The sequence below is a fragment of the Geodermatophilus sp. CPCC 205506 genome (assembly GCF_051383635.1).
Classification (GTDB): domain Bacteria; phylum Actinomycetota; class Actinomycetes; order Mycobacteriales; family Geodermatophilaceae; genus Geodermatophilus.
This window is the reverse complement of the sequence record NZ_JALPKP010000010.1, coordinates 97,409-117,706: the sequence shown is the minus strand read 5'-3', so window position 1 is coordinate 117,706 and position 20,298 is coordinate 97,409. Positions and strand designations below refer to the sequence as shown.

Genomic DNA, 20,298 nt, shown 5'->3' with positions numbered 1-20,298 from the left:
CTAGGCCCCGCCGCCGTCCCGGCGGTTCATCCCGCGGTGCGTCTGTGACGGACGGGAACGGAGGTGCCGGAGCGTCAGCCGACCTTCTCCAGCACCTCGTCCGAGACGTCGTAGTTCGCGTACACGTTCTGCACGTCGTCGCAGTCCTCGAGGGCGTCGATGAGCCGGAAGACCTTGCCCGCCGCCTCCTCGTCGAGCTCGACGGTGACGCTGGGCACGAAGCCGGCCTCGGCCGAGTCGTAGTCGATGCCGGCGTCCTGCAGCGCCGTGCGGACGGCGATCAGGTCGGTGGGCTCGGAGACGACCTCGAAGGAGTCGCCCTGGTCGCGGACCTCCTCGGCGCCGGCGTCCAGGACGGCCATGAGCACGGAGTCCTCGTCGACGCCGTCGGCCTTCGGCACCACGACGACGCCCTTGCGGGAGAAGAGGTAGGCGACCGACCCGGGGTCGGCCATCGACCCGCCGTTGCGGGTCATGGCCGTGCGGACCTCCATGGCCGACCGGTTCTTGTTGTCGGTCAGGCACTCGATGAGCACGGCGACCCCGCCGGCGGCGTAGCCCTCGTAGGTGATGCCCTGGTAGTCGACCCCGCCGGCCTCGAGGCCGGCGCCGCGCTTGACCGCGCGGTCGATGTTGTCGTTGGGGACCGAGCTCTTCTTCGCCTTCTGGATGGCGTCGTAGAGGGTGGGGTTGCCCGAGGGGTCACCGCCACCGGTGCGCGCCGCGACCTCGATGTTCTTGATCAGCTTGGCGAAGAGCTTGCCGCGCTTGGCGTCGATCCCGGCCTTCTTGTGCTTCGTCGTCGCCCACTTGGAATGGCCGCTCACGGCTAACCCCTCTCGTCCCCGGCGCCCGCGCCGGCCTGCTCGGCCAGGTGACCGCGGACGATCTCGACGAACAGCGCGTGCACCCGGCGGTCCCCGGTCAGTTCGGGGTGGAAGCTGGTGGCCACCAGGCACCCCTGGCGGACGGCGACGATCCTACCGTCGGCCGGTCCCCCGACCACGCGGGCGAGGACCTCGACCCCGGCCCCGGCCTTCTCCACCCAGGGCGCGCGGATGAACACCGCCCGCACCGGACCGCCCCCGAGACCGGCCATGTCGAGCTCGGACTCGAAGGAGTCGACCTGCCGGCCGAAGGCGTTGCGCCGCACCGTCACGTCGAGCCCGCCGATCGTCTCCTGGTCCGGCGGGGCGTCGAGGACCCGGTCGGCGAGCAGGATCATCCCGGCGCACGAGCCGTACACCGGCAGGCCGTCCCGGACCGCGGCGCGCAGCGGCTCGAGCAGCCCGAACCGCGTCGCCAGCCTGACGATCGTGGTCGACTCGCCGCCCGGCAGGACCAGGCCGTCGACGGCGGCCAGTTCCTCCGGGCGGCGCACGGTCACCGGCGCGGCGCCCTGCGCCCGCAGGGCCGCGAGGTGTTCGCGCACGTCGCCCTGCAGGGCCAGGACCCCGACGACGGGGCGCTCGGGGACGGTGGACATCGGTCCCAGGCTACGGCGGGCGGCGCGGGACCCAGACGGTGTGCGCCGGGGCGCAACTCCTGGCCGGGGAACTGCGCCCCCGCGCACACCGTCGGTGCGGATCAGCCGGTCAGGGCCCGGCCGCGCGGGTCGACGTCCAGGTCAGCAGCCGCTCCAGGGGACCACGCCCCAACTGCAGCCGCCAGACCGTGGCCAGCACCAGCGCGGTGAGGGTGAAGCGGACCCACACGTCCCACCCGGCCTGGTAGGGGAGGTCGAGCAGCCAGATGGCCACGATCTGGGCGGTGTAGACCGACAGCGCCATCGCGCCGACCGCCGCCACGGGGAAGACCGGCCACGGCACCAGGTCGGCCAGCACGAGGCAGACCCCGATGACCGCCACCGCCACGCCGACCGACCCGACCAACTCGAACGGGGTGCCGCTGTGCGGCTCGGCGCCGGCGAACCAGGCGGGATCCCACTGGTCCTCGAACGGGAAGCCCAGCTCCATCCCGCCGAACCGCTGCCCCGCCCCGACCCGCTGCCCCGCCGCCACCTGCTGCGCGCTCAGCCACCCCCCGCCGTAGCCCAGCACCGCCGCGGTCACCCCGCCGGCGACGAGGCCGGCGCGCACCCGGGCCGACCGCAGGTCCATCCGGCCGACCGCCAGGCCCACCAGCACGAACGTCCACCAGATCAGCGCCGGGTAGTAGCCGGTGACCATGAGGAAGACGAACGCCGACTGCTCCTCCTGCTGCGCCGTCGCCCACTGGCCGACCTCCAGCACCACCGGCGGGCCGACGACGGCGATCACGCCCGCGAGCAGGAGCAGCCGCGGCGGGGACCACCGCAGGAACGGCAGCGCGAGGACGAAGAGCACCGCGTAGACGCCGAGGATGATCGCGACGAAGGTGTGCAGGACCTCGAGCACGCCGCCGATCGCGAACACCCAGGCCGCGCGCACCAGGATGCGGGTGCGGGCGCGGCCGAGCGCCGGACCGGTGACCGGCGTGGCACCGCCGGACAGCAGCGCGATCGAGACCCCCGCCAGCGTGGCGAACAGGATCGAGGACCGCCCGGCCACGATCGACGCCCAGGTGGACGGCGACCAGTCGAGGTCCCCGGTGGTCCCCAGGTGGGCGCCGAACATGCCGAGGACGGCGAGGCCGCGCGCCACGTCCAGGCCGACGACCCGACCGGACGGCCCGCGTGGTGGCCCGGCGCGCTCGGCCACCCGCTCCCGCTCGACGGTCACCGGGGCAGGGTAGGACCCCGACCTGGGAGGCGGCTGCGCAGCGGCGCGGGCGTCACCAGCCGCGGGTGGCGAACCGCTCCTCGTCGGGCAGCGTGGCGACGTTGATGCCGACCATGGCCTCGCCCAGCCCGCGGGAGACCTTGGCGATCACGCCGGGGTCGTCGAAGAACGTGGTGGCCTGCACGATGGCGGCCGCGCGCTGCGCCGGGTCTCCGGACTTGAAGATGCCCGAGCCGACGAACACGCCCTCGGCGCCCAACTGCATCATGAACGCGGCGTCCGCGGGGGTGGCGATGCCGCCGGCGGTGAACAGCACCACGGGCAGCTTGCCCAGCCGGGCCACCTCGGCGACCAGCTCGTACGGGGCCCGCAGCTCCTTGGCGGCGACGAACAGCTCGGTCTCGTCCAGGGTGCCCAGCCGCCGGATGCCGGCCCGGATGGCGCGCATGTGCCGCACCGCCTCGACGACGTTGCCGGTGCCGGCCTCGCCCTTGGAGCGGATCATCGCCGCGCCCTCGGCGATCCGGCGCAGCGCCTCGCCCAGGTCGGTGGCGCCGCAGACGAACGGCACGGTGAACGCCGACTTGGCGATGTGGTGCGCCTCGTCGGCCGGGGTGAGCACCTCGGACTCGTCGATGTAGTCCACGCCGAGGCTCTGCAGCACCTGCGCCTCGACGACGTGGCCGATGCGGGCCTTGGCCATCACCGGGATGGAGACGGCCTGGATGATCCCGTCGATCATGTCGGGGTCGCTCATCCGCGCGATGCCGCCCTGGACCCGGATGTCGGCCGGCACCCGCTCGAGCGCCATGACCGCCACGGCCCCGGCGTCCTCGGCGATCCGGGCCTGCTCGGGGGTGACGACGTCCATGATCACGCCGCCCTTGAGCTGCTCGGCCATGCCGCGCTTCACCCGCTCGGTGCCGGTGCCGGCGGGGGTCTGGTCGGTCGTGCTGTGCTCTGCCACGGGATGCTGCCTCAGGAGTCGGGGGCGCGGGAGGGGTGGAACCGCTCCATCGTACGGACGGTCACGGGCGCGGTCGGCCGCCGGCGGCGCTGCTGGTGACCTCGCGCAGCCCGTCCTCGATGTCGAAGAACCGCGGCATCGGCCGGCCGCCGTGCAACCGCAGCAGGCTCGGCAGCCGGCGGGTGCGCAGCGCGTGGGTGTCCCGGACGGCGTCGTTGTAGAACCGCCGGGCCAGCCCGATCCGCGTGGCGGTGCCCTCGAGGTCCGCCAGCAGCGCGGCCGGCACCCCCGGCAGGTCCCCGGGCAGGTCGCGCAGCTCGCGGCCCAGCGCGTTCTCGGCGAGCTCCCGGTCCCCGCCCCGGGGCCCGCGGGCCTCCCGTGCAGCGGCCGCCAGCCGGGCGGCCCGGTCCTCCCCCACGGCCGCGGCGTGGTCGCGGGCCAGTTCGACGGCGAGCCCCGCCCGTCGCTGCAACTGGGTGTCCAGGGACGTCCAGGCCCGGTCGACGCGGCCCCGCAAGCGGCGCAGTCGGGTCAGCGTCCACGCCGACCAGGCCGCGAGGAGGACGAGGACCGCCGCGAGGACGAGCAGCAGCCAGACGTCGGGGGTCACGGCCGGTCAGGCTAGCGCTGCACCCACCGTCGCAGGGCCGCTCGCATCGGGGCGTCGCCCGGTTCCTCGTCATCCGGGACGACGGGCAGCCGGTCCAGCTCGTCGTCGCCGTCCTCGGCGGTGACCTCGCCCACACCGGGGAGCGCCACGGTCTCGTAGACGGCGAGGATCCGGCGGGCGATCACCGACCAGTCGTACCCGGCGGCCACCCGCTGCCCGACGTCCGACAGCTCCGCCCGCCGCCGCGGGTCGCTGAGCAGCGCGCCCAGGGCGAGCGCCAGCTGGTGGGCGTCGCCGCGCCGGACCAGCACGCCGGCCGATCCGTCCTCCAGCACCTGGGCGAAGGCGTCCAGGTCGCTGGCGACGATGGGCGCGCCCGCGGCCAGGGCCTCGATCAGGATGATCCCGAAGGACTCCCCCAGCAGGTTGGGCGCGCAGTAGACGTCGACCGACCGGAGGAAGGCGCCCTTCTCCTCCTCGGAGAGCTCGCCGAGCAGCGCCACCTGCGGGCGCAGGTCCTCGCCGAGCAGGTCGCCCACCTCGTCGGGGTCACCGCGCCCGGCGATGAGCAGCTGGGCGCCGGGGTGCTGCCGGACGACGGTGCGCATCGCCTCCAGCAGCACCGGCAGGCCCTTGCGCGGCTCGTCGTAGCGGCCGAGGAAGCCGATGGTCGGGCCGTCGACACCCCGGCTGCGGCCGGGCAGGGTGGGGCCGTCGGCGAAGGCGGCCACGTGCACGCCGTTGGGGATGATCACCGCGTCGCCGCCGAGGTGCTCGACCTGCACCCGCCGGGCGAAGTCGGAGACGGCGATCCGCCCGGAGATCTTCTCCAGCCACGGCCGGATCACCGGTCCCCACGCGGCCAGCCACTTCGACCGGATGGTGGCCGCGTGGAAGGTCGCCACGATCGGGCCCTTGGCGATCATGCAGACCAGGAGGCCGATCGACGGCGGCGCCGGGTCGTGCACGTGGACGACGTCGAAGTGGCCCTCGCGCAGCCAGCGACGCACCCGCGCGGCCGACACCGGCCCGAACTGCACGCTGGCCATCGAGCCGTTGTAGGGGACCGGGACGGTGCGCCCCGCCCAGGTGACGTGCTCGGCGGGAAGGGACTCCTCCCGCTCGGCCGGGGTGAGCACCTCCACGTGGTGCCCCATCCCGCGCAGCGTCTCGGCGAGGTCGCGCACGTGGTACTGGACGCCGCCGGGGACGTCCCACTGGTAGGGGCAGACCAGCCCGACCCTCATCCGGCACGCCCCGGCCGGGTCCGCTCCGGCGGGTCGGGCGGCACGTCGGCCCAGATGCGGCCGAGGACGTGCCAGTCCTCGGGCCGGCGCGCGATGCCCTCGGCGAAGGCGTCGGCGACGCCCTGCATCGCCGTCCCCACCCGGTCGCGCAGCCGGCCGGGACCGTCGACCGGCACCTCCGGGGAGAACACCAGCCGCCACCCCTGCTCGGTGAACTGGCAGACGGTGGGGACCACCGCCGCCCCGGTCTGCGAGGCCAGCAGCGCCGGCCCCCCGGGCATCGTCGCCCGCCGGCCGAGGAACTCGACCTCGACTCCTCCGCTGCCGAGGTTGCGGTCGACCAGCAGGCAGGTCACGCCGCCGGCGGACAGCCACTCCCGGAGCACCTCGGTGCTGGGCCGCGGCCCGCCCGTGAGCGGCACCACCCGCATGCCGAGGGACTCCCGGTAGTCCAGGAACCGGCGGTACAGGGACTCGGGCCGCAGCCGCTCGGCGACGGTCATGAACGGGCCGTCGAGGTGGTCGATGAACCACACCCCGGCGGCGTCCCAGTTCCCGCTGTGCGGCAGGACCATCACCAGGGGCCGCCCCCCGTTCCGCGCCGCCACCACGTGCTCGAGGCCGACGACCTCGGTGCCGGCGACGATCCGGTCGCTGCTCAGCCGCGGCAGCCGGAACGCCTCCTGCCAGTAGCGCGCGTAGGAGCGCACCGCCCGGGTGGTCAGCGCGTCCAGCTCGGCCTCCGGCAGCCGCCCGCCGGTGGCCACCCGCAGGTTCGCCCGCAGCTGCCGGACGCCGCGGCCGTCCCGCCGCGCGGCCCAGCGGCCGGCGAGGTCGAAGGCCCCGCGGGCCACCGGCTCGGGCAGCCGCGTCACCGCGCCCCAGCCCGCGGCGAAGCCGAGGTCGGTCAGCCGCGCGCCGGCGCGGGCCCGCAGCCCCGGGCGCCCGGGGACCACCGCGAGCGGGGGTGCCGCCGGACCGGGCTCGGTCCGCGCCGCGTCACTCACGGGGTCAGCCCGGCAGGGGGGCTCGACGGCGGGGCGGGCAGCGACCGGCCGCGGGACTGCCGGTACACCGCGAGGAACCGCTGGCCGACGGTGACCGCGCTGCCCACGAGCAGGACCCAGAGGCCGACGTGCACGGCGTACGGGATGCCGAGCCCGGTGAACCCGGTGCCGGCGAGCACGAGGATCAGCCGCTCGGTGCGCTCTACGACGCCGACGTCGCAGGACAGGCCCATCCCCTCGGCGCGCGCCTTGATGTAGGAGGTGAGCACCCCGAGGACCAGGCAGAGCAGCGCCAGCAGCACCAGCAGCCGGTTGTCCCCCGCCCCGGAGAACCACCAGACCAGGGCGCCGAAGACGGCGGCGTCGGCGGCCCGGTCGCCCGTGGAGTCGAGGACGGCGCCGAACACCGATCCGCCGCCGCGGGCGCGGGCCAGCGCGCCGTCGAGCATGTCCAGCAGCACGAAGACGGTGACGGTGAACGCGCCCCAGAACAGGTGCCCGGTGGCGATCAGCCCGACCGCTCCGGCGACCGCGCCGACCGTGCCGGTCAGCGTGACCATGTCCGCGGTCACCCCGGCGCGCAGCAGCCAGGCCACCACCGGTGCCCAGAAGCGGCCGACGGCCGCCCGCGCGTTGACCCCGAGCACTCAGTCCCCCCGGACCCGCGCGCCGGGCCACTGCTGCGAGAGCAGCTCGCGCGTCTCGCGCAGCACCTGCGGCAGCACGCGGGTCAGCCCGATGACCGGCATGAAGTTGGTGTCCCCGCCCCAGCGCGGCACCGCGTGCTGGTGCAGGTGGTCGGCGATGCCGGCCCCGGCGACCGAGCCCTGGTTCATGCCGATGTTGAACCCGTGCGCCCCGGAGACCGAGCGCACCACCCGCATCGCGGTCTGGGTGAAGGCGCCGAGCTCGGCGACCTCGTCGTCGGTGAGGTCGGTGTAGTCGGGCACGTGCCGGTACGGGACCAGCATGAGGTGGCCGGCGTTGTAGGGGTACAGGTTGAGCACCGCGTAGACCAGGGCCCCGCGGGCGACGATCAGCCCCTCCTCGTCGTCCATCTCCGGGATCAGGCAGAACGGGCAGTCGTGCGCGCCCGTGGGCTTGCCCTCACCACGGATGTAGGCCATCCGGTACGGCGTCCACAGGTGCTCGAAGACCGTGGCCGGCCCGCCGTCGTCACTGGAGACGGCGACCTGGAAGCCCTCCTCCGCGTCGGTGCTCATCCGGCCACCAGGGCCTCGGCGGTGGGGTCGGCGTTGGCCCGGCTCGCCACCCACTGCGCGATCGCCGCGACGGCCTGCTCGACGGGGACGCCGTTGTGCTGGCTGCCGTCGCGGAACCGGAAGGAGACCGCCCCCGCCTCGGCGTCGGTCGCCCCGGCGATGAGCACGAACGGCACCTTCTGCTTGCTGGCGGTGCGGATCTTCTTCTGCATCCGGTCGTCGGAGTCGTCGACCTCGACCCGGATCCCGCGGGCCTTCAGCTTCAGCGCGACGTCGGTCAGGTAGGACACCTGCTCGTCGGTGACCGGGATCCCGACGACCTGCACCGGGGCGAGCCAGGCCGGGAAGGCTCCGGCGTAGTGCTCGGTGAGCACCGCGAAGAACCGCTCGATCGACCCGAACTTCGCCGAGTGGATCATCACCGGCTGCTCGCGCCCGCCGTCGGCGGAGGTGTACTCCAGGCCGAAGCCGGCCGGCTGGTTGAAGTCGTACTGGATGGTCGACATCTGCCACGTGCGCCCGATGGCGTCCCGGGTCTGGACGGAGATCTTGGGGCCGTAGAAGGCCGCGCCGCCCGGGTCGGGCACGAGCTCGAGGCCGGTCTCCCGCGCCGCCTGCTCGAGGACCTTCGTGGCCACTTCCCAGTCCTCGTCGGACCCGATGAACTTGTCCTGCTTGTCCGGGTCGTCGCCGCGGGTGGACAGCTCCAGGTAGTAGTCGTCGAGGCCGAAGTCCCGCAGCAGGCCGAGCACGAAGGCCAGCAGGTGCCGGATCTCGCCGGGGGCCTGCTCGGGGGTGACGTAGCTGTGCGAGTCGTCCTGGGTCAGCCCGCGCACGCGGGTGAGGCCGTGCACGACGCCGGACTTCTCGTACCGGTACACCGAGCCGAACTCGAAGAACCGCAGCGGCAGCTCGCGGTAGGACCGCCCGCGCGACCGGAAGATCAGGTTGTGCATGGGGCAGTTCATGGCCTTGAGGTAGTACTGCGCGTTCTCCAGCTCCATCGGCGGGAACATGGTGTCCGCGTAGTACGGCAGGTGGCCGGACAGCTCGAAGACGTGCGCCTTGGTGATGTGCGGCGTCCCGACGTAGTCGAAGCCCTCCTCGATGTGGCGGGCGCGGACGTAGTCCTCCATCTCCCGCTTCACCACCCCGCCCTTGGGGTGGAAGACGGCCAGTCCCGACCCGATCTCGTCGGGGAAGCTGAACAGGTCCAGCTCCGCGCCGAGGCGGCGGTGGTCGCGGCGCTCTGCCTCCGCGAGGTGCTCGAGGTGGGCCTTGTGCGCGTCCTTGCTCTCCCACGCGGTGCCGTAGATGCGCTGCAGCTGCGGGTTCTTCTCGCTGCCCCGCCAGTAGGCGGCGGCGGACCGGGTGAGGCTGAACGCCGGGATCGTGTTGGTGCGCGGCAGGTGCGGGCCGCGGCACAGGTCGGTCCAGACCCGCTCACCGGTCCGGGGGTCGAGGTTGTCGTACATGGTCAGCTGGGCGCCGCCGACCTCGACGTCGGCACCCTCGGCCGCCTCGCCGGCACCACCCTTGAGCCCGATCAGCTCCAGCTTGTACGGCTCGTGCGCGAGCTCGGCCTGCGCGTCGGCGTCGCTGATCTCGCGGCGGGCGAAGTTCTGCCCGGCACGGACGATCTCGGTCATCTTCTTCTCGAGGGCCTTGAGGTCTTCGGGCGTGAACGGCCGCTCGGGGTCGAAGTCGTAGTAGAAGCCGTTCTCGATGGGCGGGCCGATGCCCAGCCGCGTGCCGGGGAACAGTTCCTGCACGGCCTGCGCCAGCACGTGCGCCGTCGAGTGCCGGATCACCGCGCGGCCCTCGGGGCTGGCCGCGGGCACCGGCTCCACCTCGGCGTCGGCGTCGGGCACCCAGGCGAGGTCCCGGAGGTCCCCGCCGGCCAGGTCGCGGACGACCACCGCGCCGTCGGGACCCTTGAGCGGCACCCCCGCCTCCTTGAGCGCGTCCAGGGCCGTGGTCCCGGCCGGCACCCGGATCGGCGCGGCGGCGGCAGGGGTGGGCGCGGCTGACACGAGGGCTCCTGGAGGTCGATCGGTGCGGCCCGGCCGGGTCGGCCGGACAGGGGAAGGGTAGCCACCGGAGCACCCGGAACCGGAGCACCCGACCTAGCCGGCGACGATCTCCAGCCCCGCGGCGCGCGCCCCCCGCCGGTCGAGCACCGCGGCCACCCGCTCGAACGTGGCCGGGTCCGCGGGCACGACCTGCACCTCGTCGGGACGGCGGTCGATGAGCAGCGGCACGGCCTCGGCCCGGGTGACGGTGAACCGGCCGTCGCCGCCGCGGGTGAAGGTGAAGCGGGCGGCCACCGAGTCCTCGGTGGCGTAGCCGCGGGTCGAGTGCTCGGCCAGGTGGTTGCCGAGTCCGTAGGCCACCCACTCGCCGTCGATCCGCTCGAACGGCTGCACGACGTGGGCGTGGTGGCCCAGCACCAGGTCGACGTCCGGCGAGGCGAGCAGCGCCCGCACCGCCTGCTCCTGGGCGGCGGTCGGCTCGTGGTCGTACTCGGCGCAGCAGTGCAGGCTGGCCACCACGATCTGCGCCCCGGCGGCGCGCGCCCGGGCCGCGGCGGCCAGCACGCCCCCGACGTCGGGCACGTCGGCGACGTCCACCGCCCACGGCCGCCCGGGCGGCAGCGGCACGCCGTTGAGGCCGAACGTCGCGGACACCGAGGCCACGCGCACACCGGCGACGTCGAGCACGACCGGGGTCGCGCTCTCGGCCTGCGAGCGGTAGGTGCCGGTGTGGGCGATCCCGGCCGCGTCCAGGACGTCGAGGGTGCGGGCCACCCCGTCGACGCCTGCGTCCAGCGAGTGGTTGGAGGCCGTGGTGCACAGGTCGTAGCCGGCGCCGGCCAGCGCGTCGACGACCTCCGGCTGGACGGCGAAGCTCGGGTACCCGCGGTAGGGCCCGCCCGCCGGGGCGACCGGCGTCTCCAGGTGGCAGATGGCCAGGTCGGCGTCCCCGATGACCGGCGCGACCGGCGCGAACACCCCGGTGAAGTCGTACCCGCCGTCCCCGGTGGCGGCCCCCGCGACCAGGGCGCCGTCCTGGTGCACCAGCACGTCGCCGGTGGCGACGACGGTGACCGACTCCGGGGCCGGCGGGGCGGAGGCGGACGTCGCGGACGGTGCGGCCTCCGGTTCCGGCTCCGGAGCGGCGCCGCAGGCGGCCAGCAGCAGCGCGAGGACCCCGGCGGCGACCGGCCGGCGGCTGGAGCTGGGCACGCCGACGACGCTAGTGCGGAGCCACCTCGACCCGGTCTCCGACGCGCACCGTCCCCGGCCGCCGGACGTCGGCGTAGACACCCAGGCAGTGCTTGGGCGTGCGGGTGACCAGCAGCTCGACGGCGCCGATGCGGACGGTGCGCCCCACCCAGCCGCGCTCGTCGGCGCCGGGCGGGAGGTCGAGCAGGAGGTTGGCGCGGGGGTCGTCGGCCGAGCAGCCCTCGGGCACCTCCCCGGCGGCGGCGCGGGCGACGGCCGCCCGGCTCACCAGGTGGACGGCGGCGGCGTCGACCTGTGGCCCGGCGGCCCGCTCCAGCCGGACGGGCCGGCCCAGCACCTCGGTGAGGGTGATCGTGTCGGCCTCGTCGTCCCCCGTGGCGACGACGCCGGCCATCGCGGGGGTGGTCTTGACCGTCACCGGCTCCCCCGTCGTCGCGTCGACGACGCGCCACGCCCGGTCGCCGGCGAGGCCGGCCGGCGAGACCTCCACCTCGGCGACGGTCCGGCCACCGAGGCTCTTGACCGGGTAGACCGTCACCTGCGCGATGCTGCCCACGACGTCGGTCACGGGGCGACCGTACGACGCCGGTCGGGGGCGGCCTCGGGGAACCGGCGGCGCACCCGCCTGAGCTGGGCGTCGAGGTAGGGCCGCGCCCGCCGCTGGCCGCCCACCCGCTCGATGGCCTCCCCCAGCGCGGCCAGGGCCCGCGCCAGCCGCGGTGCGTCCGGCGCCCAGCCGCGCCGCTCGCACTCCTCGAGCCAGTCGACCGGCGGGCGGTGCCCCCGGTCGGCGTTGCACCGGCGGCAGGCGGCCACCTCGTTCTCCAGCCAGGACGGGCCGCCCTTGACCCGCGGGACGACGTGCTCGGTGGTCGCCGCCACGAGGGGCCCGAAGCCGCGGCCGCACCAGATGCAGGTACCGCCGTCGCGCTCCACCACGGCCGCCAGCCGGGCGGCGCGACCGGGCTGCCGCGGGTGCTGGCCGGCGGGGACGGCTGGGGACCGGCGCGGGGGCATCGACCCCATGGTCCCCGCTCGCGGCCGGCGCCGCAGACGCGGAGAGGCCCGGTCCGCCGTCGCGGACCGGGCCTCTGCCGGGGGTGGGCGATACTGGGTTCGAACCAGTGACCTCTTCGGTGTGAACGAAGCGCTCTACCACTGAGCCAATCGCCCGTGCGGGAGTTCATTGTGCCAGACCCTCACCGCCAGAGCGGCACCCACCCCGGGACCCAGCCGGGCACGCCCATCATGTGCAGGGTGACCACCAGGACGCCGTAGACGAAGGCCGCCGTCACGAGCGCGACCGCCAGCCGCACCCACAGCGCCTGCCGGCCGAGCCAGTCGGTCCAGGCCTTGACGTGCTTCTTCGTGAACTCCAGCAGCCGCTCGGCCCAGAAGAACTCCGTGGCGAGCACGAAGAGCCCGGCGATGACGGTGAGCCACCCGGGCCCGGGCAGCGGGATGGTGACCAGCCCGACGGCGACGATCAGGCCGCCGACGATGCCCACGCCCAGCCGGTAGGTGGAGTCGACGGTGCGGCGCGCGGCCAGCCGACGGCGCCAGCGGGTGCCGGCCACCCGCTCCCGCAGGCTGCGGTGGCTGTCGTGGCCGTAGTGCTCCTGCAGTTGCTCTCTCGTCTGGTGCCCTCGCCGCTCGACAGGGGTCACCGTCTCCGGACCGGTCAGCTGGTCACCTCCCCGCGCGCGACGACGTCCGTCGGGTCCGACGGAGCCTGGCGACCGGGCTCGAGGCTGACCGCGTAGGCCGAGTAGTCGTCGAGACCGATCGAGGCGGAGCCTACGGTCCGCAGGTCCATCTGTGGTCGGACCACGTCGAAGGTGCCCAGGGCCACCGGCGTGTCACCGGTGATGCCCCAGATCACGTAGGTCTGCGCCGCGGCCTCGTTGACCGGCAGGCCGTGGGTGACCACCTGCACCCGGCCGGCCCTGGCGACCACCGTCGCCAGCGGCGCGCCGTCGTCCCCGGACAGCGGCGCGATCGTCGCCCGGCCGGGGGTGAGCAGCGCGTTGACGACGTCGGCCTGCACGGCCGCCGCCGCCCGCGCCTCGTCCCGCGCGGTGCTGAGCACCACGTTCCAGGTGCCCAGGGCCAGCATCGCCGCCACCGCCCCCGCGAGGAGGGCGCTGGGCAGCACGCGGCGCCAGGGCGTCGGTGGCAGCGGCGGCTCGACGGGGTCGGGCACGGGGTAGCCGGGCAACCCGACGGCGGGCAGGTCGGCCGGCCAGGCGACGGCGTCCCCCTCCGGTGCGGGCCGGGGACCCGGCGGCCGCTCGGCCGGAACGCGCTGCGCGGTCTCCCCGACGGCCGCGCGCAGCCGCTCGCCCAGGCGGTCGGAGGGCCGGGCCGGCGGCAGGTCGGCGGCCAGCGCGCCCATGACCTCGGTGGTCTCGGCGACGGTGCCCCGGCAGCGGGCGCAGCCGGGCAGGTGGGCGGCGACGAGGGTCTCCTCCTCGGGCTCGAGCGCGTGCAGCGCCCAGCCGACGGCCAGCTCGTCGAACGTCCCGTGCCCGTCCGGTCGCCGCGGCGCCCCGGGGAGCTCGCTCACCGGCCCGGCCCGTCGACGTGGGTGACGTCGTGGAGGGCACCACCCATCGAGCGGCCGGCGACCGTGCCGAGGTCCTCCCGGAGCCGTCGCATGCCGGCCAGCATGCGTGTCTTGACCGTGCCGAGCGGTGCCCGGGTCAGTGCCGCCACCTCCCGCTGCGTGTAGCCGCCGTAGTAGGCCAGCGTCAGCGCCTCCCGCTGGGCGTCCGGGAGCGCGCCCAGCGCGGCCCGCACGCGGGCGGCGACGATCCGCCCCCACACGTCCTCCTCGACGTCGCCGCCGGACGCCGGCTCCCCGGCGGGGTCGTCAGCGCGGCCCAGCCGCCGCCGGTGGGCCTCCTCCCGGCGGACGGCGTCGACGGCCTCGTGGTGCACCAGCCCCATGAGCCAGGACGAGAGGCTGCCGCGGTCGTGGTCGTAGGCGGCCGGGTCGCGCCACACCCCCAGGAACACCTCCTGGAGCACGTCCTCGGCCAGCGCGTCGTCCGCCAGGATGCGCCGGGCGAGGGCGAACGCCGGGCGGCTGTAGCGCAGGTAGAGCTCCTCCAGGGCGGCCCCGTCCCCTGCGCGCACCCGCAGCAGGAGGTCGGCGTCGCCGGGCCCGTGCCCGGCCCGCCGTGCCGGACGGCTCACGTGTCCATGGTCACACGCCACCGCGTTCGCGGGGAGGCTCCACGGTTCAGCCGGCCCCGGAGGGGGCACTACAGGATGGACACGCCCGGCAGACGCCGCGGCGTGACCCGTCTCAGGGAAGGTCGTTGTTCGGGTCATGATCAGCCGCTCGACGCCCGGGTACACGTGCCCCACCACCCTCCACCTGATCGGACCACAGTCGTGGACCGAGGTGCCGGCGCTGCTCAGCTATCAGGTCAGCGACCCCTTCGCCGTCCGGATCACCTTCGGCGACAGCGGCACCGACGGCGGCGAGGGCATCTCCTGGCTGCTCGCGCGCGAGCTGCTGCAGTCCAGTCTCGACCGCCCGGCCGGCGAGGGTGACGTGCGCCTGTGGCCGTCCCGCACGGCCGGCGACGTCCTCTACCTCCACCTGCGCGCCCCCTCGGGCGAGGCGCTGTTCGAGCTCTCCCGCGGCGCGGTGGCCGGGTTCCTGCAGCTCACCGAGACCATCGTCCCCATGGGCGAGGAGGCCTCCGTCCTCGCGGTGGACGACGAACTGACCGCCCTGCTGTCCAACGGCGGCGCCGACCCCGGCGCTCGCTGACGCAGGCGGAGGAGGGACCCCCCTTCGGAGCCGCACTCGCGGTCGGGTATGGTTCTCTCCCGTAGGACAGCAACGCGGACGTGGCTCAGCTGGTAGAGCATCACCTTGCCAAGGTGAGGGTCGCGGGTTCGAATCCCGTCGTCCGCTCGGAACCTCGGGCGCTGGTCGCGAGACCGGCGCCCGTGTGCGGTGGAGTGGCCGAGAGGCGAGGCAACGGCCTGCAAAGCCGTCTACACGGGTTCAAATCCCGTCTCCACCTCGGCTCCCCCGGGAGCGGTGGAACGGGCCGGCCGGCAGACCGGAACGGGCGATTGGCTCAGTGGTAGAGCGCTACCTTGACACGGTAGAGGTCACTGGTTCGAACCCAGTATCGCCCACAGCAGCAGGGCCCCAGGTCGATCGACCTGGGGCCCTTCGCGTTCCCGGCCGGTAGGGCGCGTCTCACGCGCCGAGGGCCGGCCCGACGCGCTCGGCCCAGAAGCGGTCGACCTGGGCGGCCAGGTCCTCGGGAGAGCCGCTGTTGTCCAGGACGACGTCGGCCACCGCCCGGCGCTGCTCGTCGGTCGCCTGCGCGGCGATCCGGGCGCGCGCGTCGGCCTCGGCCAGGCCGCGCTGCGCCAGCCGGCGGACCCGCGTCTCCAGGTCGGCCTCCACCACCAGCACGAGGTCGTAGCCCGCCGCCTGGCCGGTCTCCACCAGCAGCGGCACGTCCTGGACCACGACGGCGTCCGGAGGCGCCGCCGAGACCAGCTCCGCGGCCCGCGCGCGGACCAGCGGGTGGACGATCCCGTCGAGCCGGGCCCGTGCCGCGGGGTCGGCGAACACGACGGCGGCCAGGGCCGGGCGGTCCAGCGCTCCCTCCGACGTCAGCACCTCCGGGCCGAAGGCGTCGGCGACGGCGGCCAGCCCGGGGGTGCCGGGCTCGACGACCTCGCGGGCGATGCGGTCGGCGTCGACGATCCGGGCCCCGCGGGCGGCGAGCAGGCCGGCCACCGTGCTCTTCCCCGATCCGATCCCGCCGGTCAGCCCGATCCGCAGCATGGGCGGACAGTAGCCAGCACCCGGGGGCCCATCACGGACAGGTAACACCCGTCCATCCAGCCCGGCGCGTCGCTCCAGTCACACGCGTCCCGTGGATAACGTCCGCCTCGGCGTTCATCCCCGCCGAGAGAGGCAGAACCGACCATGTCCCGTCCCGCCCACGCGGCCCCCTCGTCGTCCCCTGCTGCCACGCGTCGCGGTCCTGGCCGGCACCGGCTCGACCGCCCCACCGGCGTCCGGGTCACGGACCTGCCGGCCGTGCGGGAGCGACTCGAGCGCAACGCCCCGGCCGTGCGCCCGCGCAACGCCTTCCTGCGCTGGCTGTCCGCGACCGCCCCCGCCGGCCGGCACACCTGGTCGTTCCTGGCCGACTCCGGCGGCCGCCCGCGCACGGCGTTCGCGATCATCCTCAGCCTCTGAGAGCGGGCCCTCCTGCCCCCCGTCGCCTCGCACGCTCGCGGCGGGTCCCTGCAGGAGGGCCGCCCCCGACAGGGAGGCCCCGCGGACACGCGCGGGTCCTCTCCTCGTCCCTCCAGGGGATGGGAGGGACGACTGAGGCCCGGGACCCCACGGGGTCCCGGGCCTCAGCCCTTCAGCCGATCAGCTCAGCCGAGTGCGGTCACTCGCCGCCGGCCAGCTTGGCCCGCAGGGCCGCGAGCGCCTCGTCGCTGGCGAGGGTCCCGCCGGAGGTGTCGCTGACCTCGGCCTCACCGGTGGAGTAGTTGCCACCGGCCGCAGCCTCCGCGTCGGCCGCGCGGGCGTCGGCGATCTGCTTGCGGTGCGCCTCGAAGCGGGCCTGGGCCTCGGCGTACTGCCGCTCCCACGTCTCCCGGGCCTCGTCGTAGCCCTCGAGCCACTCGCCGGTCTCGGGGTCGAAGCCCTCGGGGTAGATGTAGTTGCCCTGGTCGTCGTAGGACGCGGCCATGCCGTAGGCGGCGGGGTCGAACTGCTCCTCGTCGCCGATGACACCCTCGTTGGCCTGCTTGAGCGACAGCGAGATCCGGCGCCGGTCCAGGTCGATGTCGATGACCTTGACCAGGATCTCGTCGCCGACCTGCACGACCTGCTCGGGGATCTCCACGTGGCGCTCGGCCAGCTCGGAGATGTGCACCAGGCCCTCGATGCCCTCGTCGACACGCACGAACGCACCGAAGGGCACCAGCTTGGTGACCTTGCCGGGCACGACCTGGCCGATCTGGTGGGTCCGGGCGAACTGCCGCCACGGGTCCTCCTGCGTCGCCTTGAGCGACAGCGAGACCCGCTCGCGGTCGAGGTCGACGTCGAGCACCTCGACGGTGACCTCCTGGCCCACCTCAACGACCTCGGAGGGGTGGTCGATGTGCTTCCAGGACAGCTCGGAGACGTGCACGAGACCGTCGACGCCGCCGAGGTCCACGAACGCGCCGAAGTTGACGATCGAGGAGACGACGCCGGTCCTGACCTGACCCTTGGCGAGCTTGTTGAGGAACTCGCTGCGGACCTCGGACTGCGTCTGCTCCAGCCACTGCCGACGGGACAGGACGACGTTGTTGCGGTTCTTGTCCAGCTCGATGATCTTCGCCTCGAGCTCCCGGCCCACGTAGGGCTGCAGGTCGCGGACGCGGCGCATCTCGACCAGCGACGCGGGGAGGAACCCGCGCAGGCCGATGTCCAGGATGAGGCCGCCCTTGACGACCTCGATGACGGTGCCGGTGACGACCTCGTCGGCTTCCTTCTTCGCCTCGATCGTGCCCCAGGCGCGCTCGTACTGTGCGCGCTTCTTGGACAGGATCAGACGGCCTTCCTTGTCCTCCTTCTGGAGGACGAGGGCTTCCACCTCGTCGCCGACGCTGACGACCTCGTTGGGGTCGACGTCGTGCTTGATGGACAGCTCTCGCGAGGGGATGACGCCCTCGGTCTTGTAGCCGATGTCCAGCAGCACCTCGTCCCGGTCGACCTTGACGATGACGCCTTCGACGATGTCGCCGTCGTTGAAGTACTTGATCGTCTGGTCGATCGCGGCGAGGAAGTCCTCGGCGGTGCCGATGTCGTTGATCGCGACCTGGGGGGTGCTGTTAGGACGGACCTGGGTGGAGGTCATGTGGTCGAGTGCTCCGGACGGGGGATGCGTAGGGACAGGGGACCCGCGGCCGGGTTGCCGCGGGGAGCGGGGAGAGCCGGCGCGGGCTGGACCCCGGTGGGCACAGCACTGACAGACCTCTGGCGCATCCCCCATGGTACGGAGCGCAGCAGCACCGGGTCCACCTGGGTCGCGCCGCCTCCGGAGCCCCCGGGCGTGTCACGATCGGCGTGTCATGATCGCTCCCCTGCCCCCGGCATCCGGCCTCCCCCTGGCCGACGACGGCTACCCGGCGCCGAGCGGCGTCGAGCGCCGGGAGGCGGACGCGGCGGAGTCGGTGCGCGCCAACCGGCGGTGGTGGGACGCCGCCGCGCCGGCGTACCTCGCCGAGCACGGGGCCGACCTCGGCGACGTCGACTTCCTCTGGTGTCCGGAGGGGCTGCGGGAGGGCGAGGCGCACCTGCTCGGGGACGTCGCGGGGCGGCGGGTGCTGGAGGTCGGCTGCGGCTCGGCTCCGTGTGCCCGGTGGCTGCGCCGGCAGGGGGCCGACGTCGTCGCGCTGGACGTCTCCGGGGGGATGCTGGCCCGCGCCGCCGACCTCAACCGCGCCACGGGGATCGACGTCCCGCTGGTGCAGGCCGACGTCGGGGCGCTGCCGCTGGCCGCCGCGAGCGTCGACCTGGCCTGCTCGGCCTACGGCGGGCTGCCGTTCGTGGCCGACGTCGAGGGGGCGCTGGCCGAGGTGGCACGGGTGCTGCGGCCCGGCGGGCGGTTCGTCGCGTCCGTCAACCACCCGATGCGCTGGCCCCTCCCGGACTCCCCCGACCCCGAGGACCTGCGGATCGTCTCCTCCTACTTCGACCGCCGGCCCTACGTCGAGACCGGCGAGGACGGGGAGACCGTCTACGTCGAGCACCACCGCACCGTCGGCGACTGGGTGCGCGCGGTGGTCGGCGCCGGGTTCGTGCTGGCGGACCTGATCGAGCCCGAGTGGACGCCGGGCCGCACCCAGGAGTGGGGTCAGTGGTCGCCGGAGCGCGGGGCGCTGGTCCCGGGCACGCTCGTGCTGGTCTGCCACCGCCCCTGACCTCGACCTCCGGTCGAGGTCGAGGTGGAGGTCGAGATCGACCGTCGGCTCACCAGGCGCCGATGAGGGACGGCGTCTCCATCCGCTTGGTGAGCATCAGCCGCTCGATCAGCGCGTCGCGGTCGGTGGCCAGCCGGCGCAGGCCGGCCATGTCCCGCTCCAGCTGCTCCGGATCGGAGTTGTGGAAGATCATCTTCTTGATCGCCGTGGCGGCGGGGTCGACCAGCTCGACGAAGACCCGGTGCCGCTCGCGGCTGTACGCGTCGAGCACCGACTGGTCGGCGGTGCCGTGGACCACGGCGGCGAGCGCCTCCTGCAACACGAAGGTGTCGAACAGGCCCCCGGTGAGCCCGAGGCCGCCGGAGGGGTTGGTGACGTGGGCGGCGTCGCCGGCCAGCAGCACCCGCCCCTCCCGGAACCGCGGCGCCACCCGCTGGTGCATCCGGTACGGGGCCCACTCCGCCACCTCGACCTCGGCGGGCGTGGGCAGCACCGCGCGGTGGACGTCGGGCATCCGGTCCAGGACGCCGTCCTCGGGCAGGTCCTGGGACTCGCAGTAGGTGTAGCGCCACAACCCGCCGCCGGCCGAGTCGTCGAGCTTCGCGATCACCGCGCCGTACACGTCGTCGACGATGAAGGTGCTCTGCGCGAACCCGTGCTCGGCGAACGGGTAGCGGACGTTGGTCGCGACGAAGCGCTCGGGCCAGGTGAAGCCCTCGAACGGCAGGCCCACCGCCTTGCGGACCGCGCTCGACGCGCCGTCGGCCCCGATCAGCCAGCCCGCCGTGGAGGTGCGGACGCCGTCGGGCGTCTCCACGGTGACGGTCACCCGGTCGTCGTCCTGGTCGACGGCGACGACGGTGTGCTGCCACAGCACGGTGGCCGAGTCGTGGGCGGCCAGCTCCGCGAGGGCGATCTCGACCAGCGCCCCCTGGCCGAGGTGCAGGTTGTACGGGCGCTCGACCAGGCCCTCCAGCGGGTCCAGCCCGAACCGGACCCGTTCACCGGTCTTGTACGCCCGGTACTCGTAGTCCTGCTTGAGGAAGCCGCGGGTGGCCGCCTGCTCGTAGACGCCGAGCCGCTCCAGCCCGTCGAGAGCCGCCCAGTGGTAGATGGCGGCCCGCGGCGACCGGACGACGCCGGGCGCCCGGTCGAGCACGGTGACGGGGATCCCCGCCCGCGCCAGGCCGAGGGCGTTGAGGATCCCCACCGGTCCGGCGCCGACCACCAGCACCGTGTCGTCGGTCACCACCTGACCGTCCCCGCTGCCGGCACCCCGGACAAGTCGGTGCTCCGCCGGCCGGAAGG

22 protein-coding genes and 4 tRNA genes are annotated in these 20,298 nt (G+C 74.4%); 6 read left to right on the top strand and 20 right to left on the bottom strand.

Going from position 1 to position 20,298, the window contains the following annotated elements; genetic code table 11:
• Positions 1-74 precede the first annotated feature (74 nt).
• The 17 genes from MY520_RS08205 to MY520_RS08125 all read right to left on the bottom strand — a co-directional run bounded on the left by MY520_RS08205 (position 75) and on the right by MY520_RS08125 (position 14,217).
• Positions 75-827 carry a YebC/PmpR family DNA-binding transcriptional regulator gene (locus MY520_RS08205; protein ID WP_436691594.1) on the bottom strand — a complete coding sequence of 251 codons (753 nt, stop codon included), beginning with the start codon at positions 825-827 and terminating at the stop codon, positions 75-77.
• Between the two features lie 2 nt (positions 828-829).
• Positions 830-1,486, bottom strand: a complete 657-nt coding sequence (gene pdxT / locus MY520_RS08200) for a pyridoxal 5'-phosphate synthase glutaminase subunit PdxT (protein ID WP_436691593.1) — start codon at positions 1,484-1,486, stop codon at positions 830-832.
• Between the two features lie 109 nt (positions 1,487-1,595).
• Positions 1,596-2,720, bottom strand: coding sequence for a heparan-alpha-glucosaminide N-acetyltransferase domain-containing protein (locus MY520_RS08195; protein ID WP_436691592.1), 1,125 nt, complete (start codon positions 2,718-2,720; stop codon positions 1,596-1,598).
• A 52-nt stretch (positions 2,721-2,772) separates the two neighbouring features.
• The gene (pdxS, locus tag MY520_RS08190) at positions 2,773-3,687 is read right to left on the bottom strand and encodes a pyridoxal 5'-phosphate synthase lyase subunit PdxS (RefSeq protein WP_436691591.1); all 915 of its coding nucleotides are present in this window, start codon (positions 3,685-3,687) and stop codon (positions 2,773-2,775) included.
• 61 nt (positions 3,688-3,748) lie between these two features.
• Positions 3,749-4,297, bottom strand: a complete 549-nt coding sequence (locus tag MY520_RS08185) for a hypothetical protein (protein ID WP_436691590.1) — start codon at positions 4,295-4,297, stop codon at positions 3,749-3,751.
• Positions 4,298-4,308: 11 nt separating this feature from the next.
• On the bottom strand, positions 4,309-5,544 hold the full coding sequence (locus MY520_RS08180; RefSeq protein WP_436691589.1) for a glycosyltransferase family 4 protein: 1,236 nt from the start codon (positions 5,542-5,544) through the stop codon (positions 4,309-4,311).
• Positions 5,541-6,551, bottom strand: a complete 1,011-nt coding sequence (locus MY520_RS08175) for a phosphatidylinositol mannoside acyltransferase (RefSeq protein ID WP_436691588.1) — start codon at positions 6,549-6,551, stop codon at positions 5,541-5,543. Before MY520_RS08175 ends, MY520_RS08180 begins: the two co-directional genes overlap by 4 nt.
• Entirely contained in the window at positions 6,548-7,198 is a 651-nt protein-coding gene (gene pgsA / locus MY520_RS08170) for a phosphatidylinositol phosphate synthase (RefSeq protein WP_436691587.1), read from the bottom strand. Before pgsA ends, MY520_RS08175 begins: the two co-directional genes overlap by 4 nt.
• Positions 7,199-7,774, bottom strand: coding sequence for an HIT family protein (locus MY520_RS08165; RefSeq protein ID WP_436691586.1), 576 nt, complete (start codon positions 7,772-7,774; stop codon positions 7,199-7,201).
• Complete coding sequence (gene thrS / locus MY520_RS08160) at positions 7,771-9,807, bottom strand: threonine--tRNA ligase (protein ID WP_436691585.1); 2,037 nt, start codon at positions 9,805-9,807, stop codon at positions 7,771-7,773. Before thrS ends, MY520_RS08165 begins: the two co-directional genes overlap by 4 nt.
• Positions 9,808-9,900: 93 nt before the next feature.
• A complete protein-coding gene (locus MY520_RS08155) occupies positions 9,901-11,019 on the bottom strand; it encodes a CapA family protein (protein WP_436691584.1) in 1,119 nt (372 codons plus the stop codon).
• Between the two features lie 10 nt (positions 11,020-11,029).
• Positions 11,030-11,587, bottom strand: coding sequence for an MOSC N-terminal beta barrel domain-containing protein (locus MY520_RS08150; protein WP_436691583.1), 558 nt, complete (start codon positions 11,585-11,587; stop codon positions 11,030-11,032).
• Positions 11,584-12,036 carry an HNH endonuclease gene (locus tag MY520_RS08145; protein ID WP_436691582.1) on the bottom strand — a complete coding sequence of 151 codons (453 nt, stop codon included), beginning with the start codon at positions 12,034-12,036 and terminating at the stop codon, positions 11,584-11,586. Before MY520_RS08145 ends, MY520_RS08150 begins: the two co-directional genes overlap by 4 nt.
• A gap of 84 nt (positions 12,037-12,120) precedes the next feature.
• Positions 12,121-12,192, bottom strand: a tRNA-Val gene (locus MY520_RS08140).
• A gap of 26 nt (positions 12,193-12,218) precedes the next feature.
• Positions 12,219-12,686 (bottom strand): TIGR02611 family protein, encoded by a 468-nt coding sequence (locus tag MY520_RS08135; protein ID WP_436691581.1) that lies wholly within the window; start codon positions 12,684-12,686, stop codon positions 12,219-12,221.
• Between the two features lie 14 nt (positions 12,687-12,700).
• Positions 12,701-13,585, bottom strand: coding sequence for an anti-sigma factor domain-containing protein (locus MY520_RS08130; RefSeq protein ID WP_436691580.1), 885 nt, complete (start codon positions 13,583-13,585; stop codon positions 12,701-12,703).
• Positions 13,582-14,217 carry a sigma-70 family RNA polymerase sigma factor gene (locus MY520_RS08125; RefSeq protein WP_436691579.1) on the bottom strand — a complete coding sequence of 212 codons (636 nt, stop codon included), beginning with the start codon at positions 14,215-14,217 and terminating at the stop codon, positions 13,582-13,584. The genes MY520_RS08130 and MY520_RS08125 overlap by 4 nt, the downstream gene beginning before the upstream one ends.
• A 136-nt stretch (positions 14,218-14,353) precedes the next feature.
• On the opposite strand from MY520_RS08125, the gene MY520_RS08120 reads away from it, so the two are divergent.
• From MY520_RS08120 to MY520_RS08105, 4 genes are all read left to right on the top strand, one after another.
• Positions 14,354-14,803, top strand: coding sequence for an SsgA family sporulation/cell division regulator (locus MY520_RS08120; protein ID WP_436691578.1), 450 nt, complete (start codon positions 14,354-14,356; stop codon positions 14,801-14,803).
• A 74-nt stretch (positions 14,804-14,877) separates the two neighbouring features.
• A tRNA-Gly gene (locus MY520_RS08115) sits at positions 14,878-14,950 on the top strand.
• A 41-nt stretch (positions 14,951-14,991) separates the two neighbouring features.
• Positions 14,992-15,062, top strand: a tRNA-Cys gene (locus MY520_RS08110).
• Positions 15,063-15,108: 46 nt separating this feature from the next.
• A tRNA-Val gene (locus MY520_RS08105) sits at positions 15,109-15,180 on the top strand.
• A gap of 64 nt (positions 15,181-15,244) precedes the next feature.
• Here MY520_RS08105 and coaE read toward each other — a convergent pair.
• A complete protein-coding gene (coaE, locus tag MY520_RS08100; protein WP_436691577.1) occupies positions 15,245-15,844 on the bottom strand; it encodes a dephospho-CoA kinase in 600 nt (199 codons plus the stop codon).
• 258 nt (positions 15,845-16,102) lie between these two features.
• Between coaE and MY520_RS08095 the strand changes: the two genes are divergently transcribed.
• Positions 16,103-16,264 carry a hypothetical protein gene (locus MY520_RS08095; protein ID WP_436691576.1) on the top strand — a complete coding sequence of 54 codons (162 nt, stop codon included), beginning with the start codon at positions 16,103-16,105 and terminating at the stop codon, positions 16,262-16,264.
• A gap of 199 nt (positions 16,265-16,463) precedes the next feature.
• Here MY520_RS08095 and rpsA read toward each other — a convergent pair whose 3' ends face one another.
• Complete coding sequence (gene rpsA, locus MY520_RS08090; protein WP_436691575.1) at positions 16,464-17,924, bottom strand: 30S ribosomal protein S1; 1,461 nt, start codon at positions 17,922-17,924, stop codon at positions 16,464-16,466.
• 214 nt (positions 17,925-18,138) lie between these two features.
• Here rpsA and MY520_RS08085 point away from each other — a divergent pair, with 214 nt between their 5' ends.
• Positions 18,139-18,990, top strand: a complete 852-nt coding sequence (locus MY520_RS08085; RefSeq protein ID WP_436691574.1) for a class I SAM-dependent methyltransferase — start codon at positions 18,139-18,141, stop codon at positions 18,988-18,990.
• 49 nt (positions 18,991-19,039) lie between these two features.
• On the opposite strand, the gene MY520_RS08080 is transcribed toward MY520_RS08085, so the two are convergent.
• Positions 19,040-20,239: an FAD-dependent oxidoreductase gene (locus MY520_RS08080; protein ID WP_436691573.1), complete on the bottom strand. Its 1,200-nt coding sequence runs from the start codon at positions 20,237-20,239 to the stop codon at positions 19,040-19,042.
• Between the last annotated feature and the right edge of the window lie 59 nt (positions 20,240-20,298).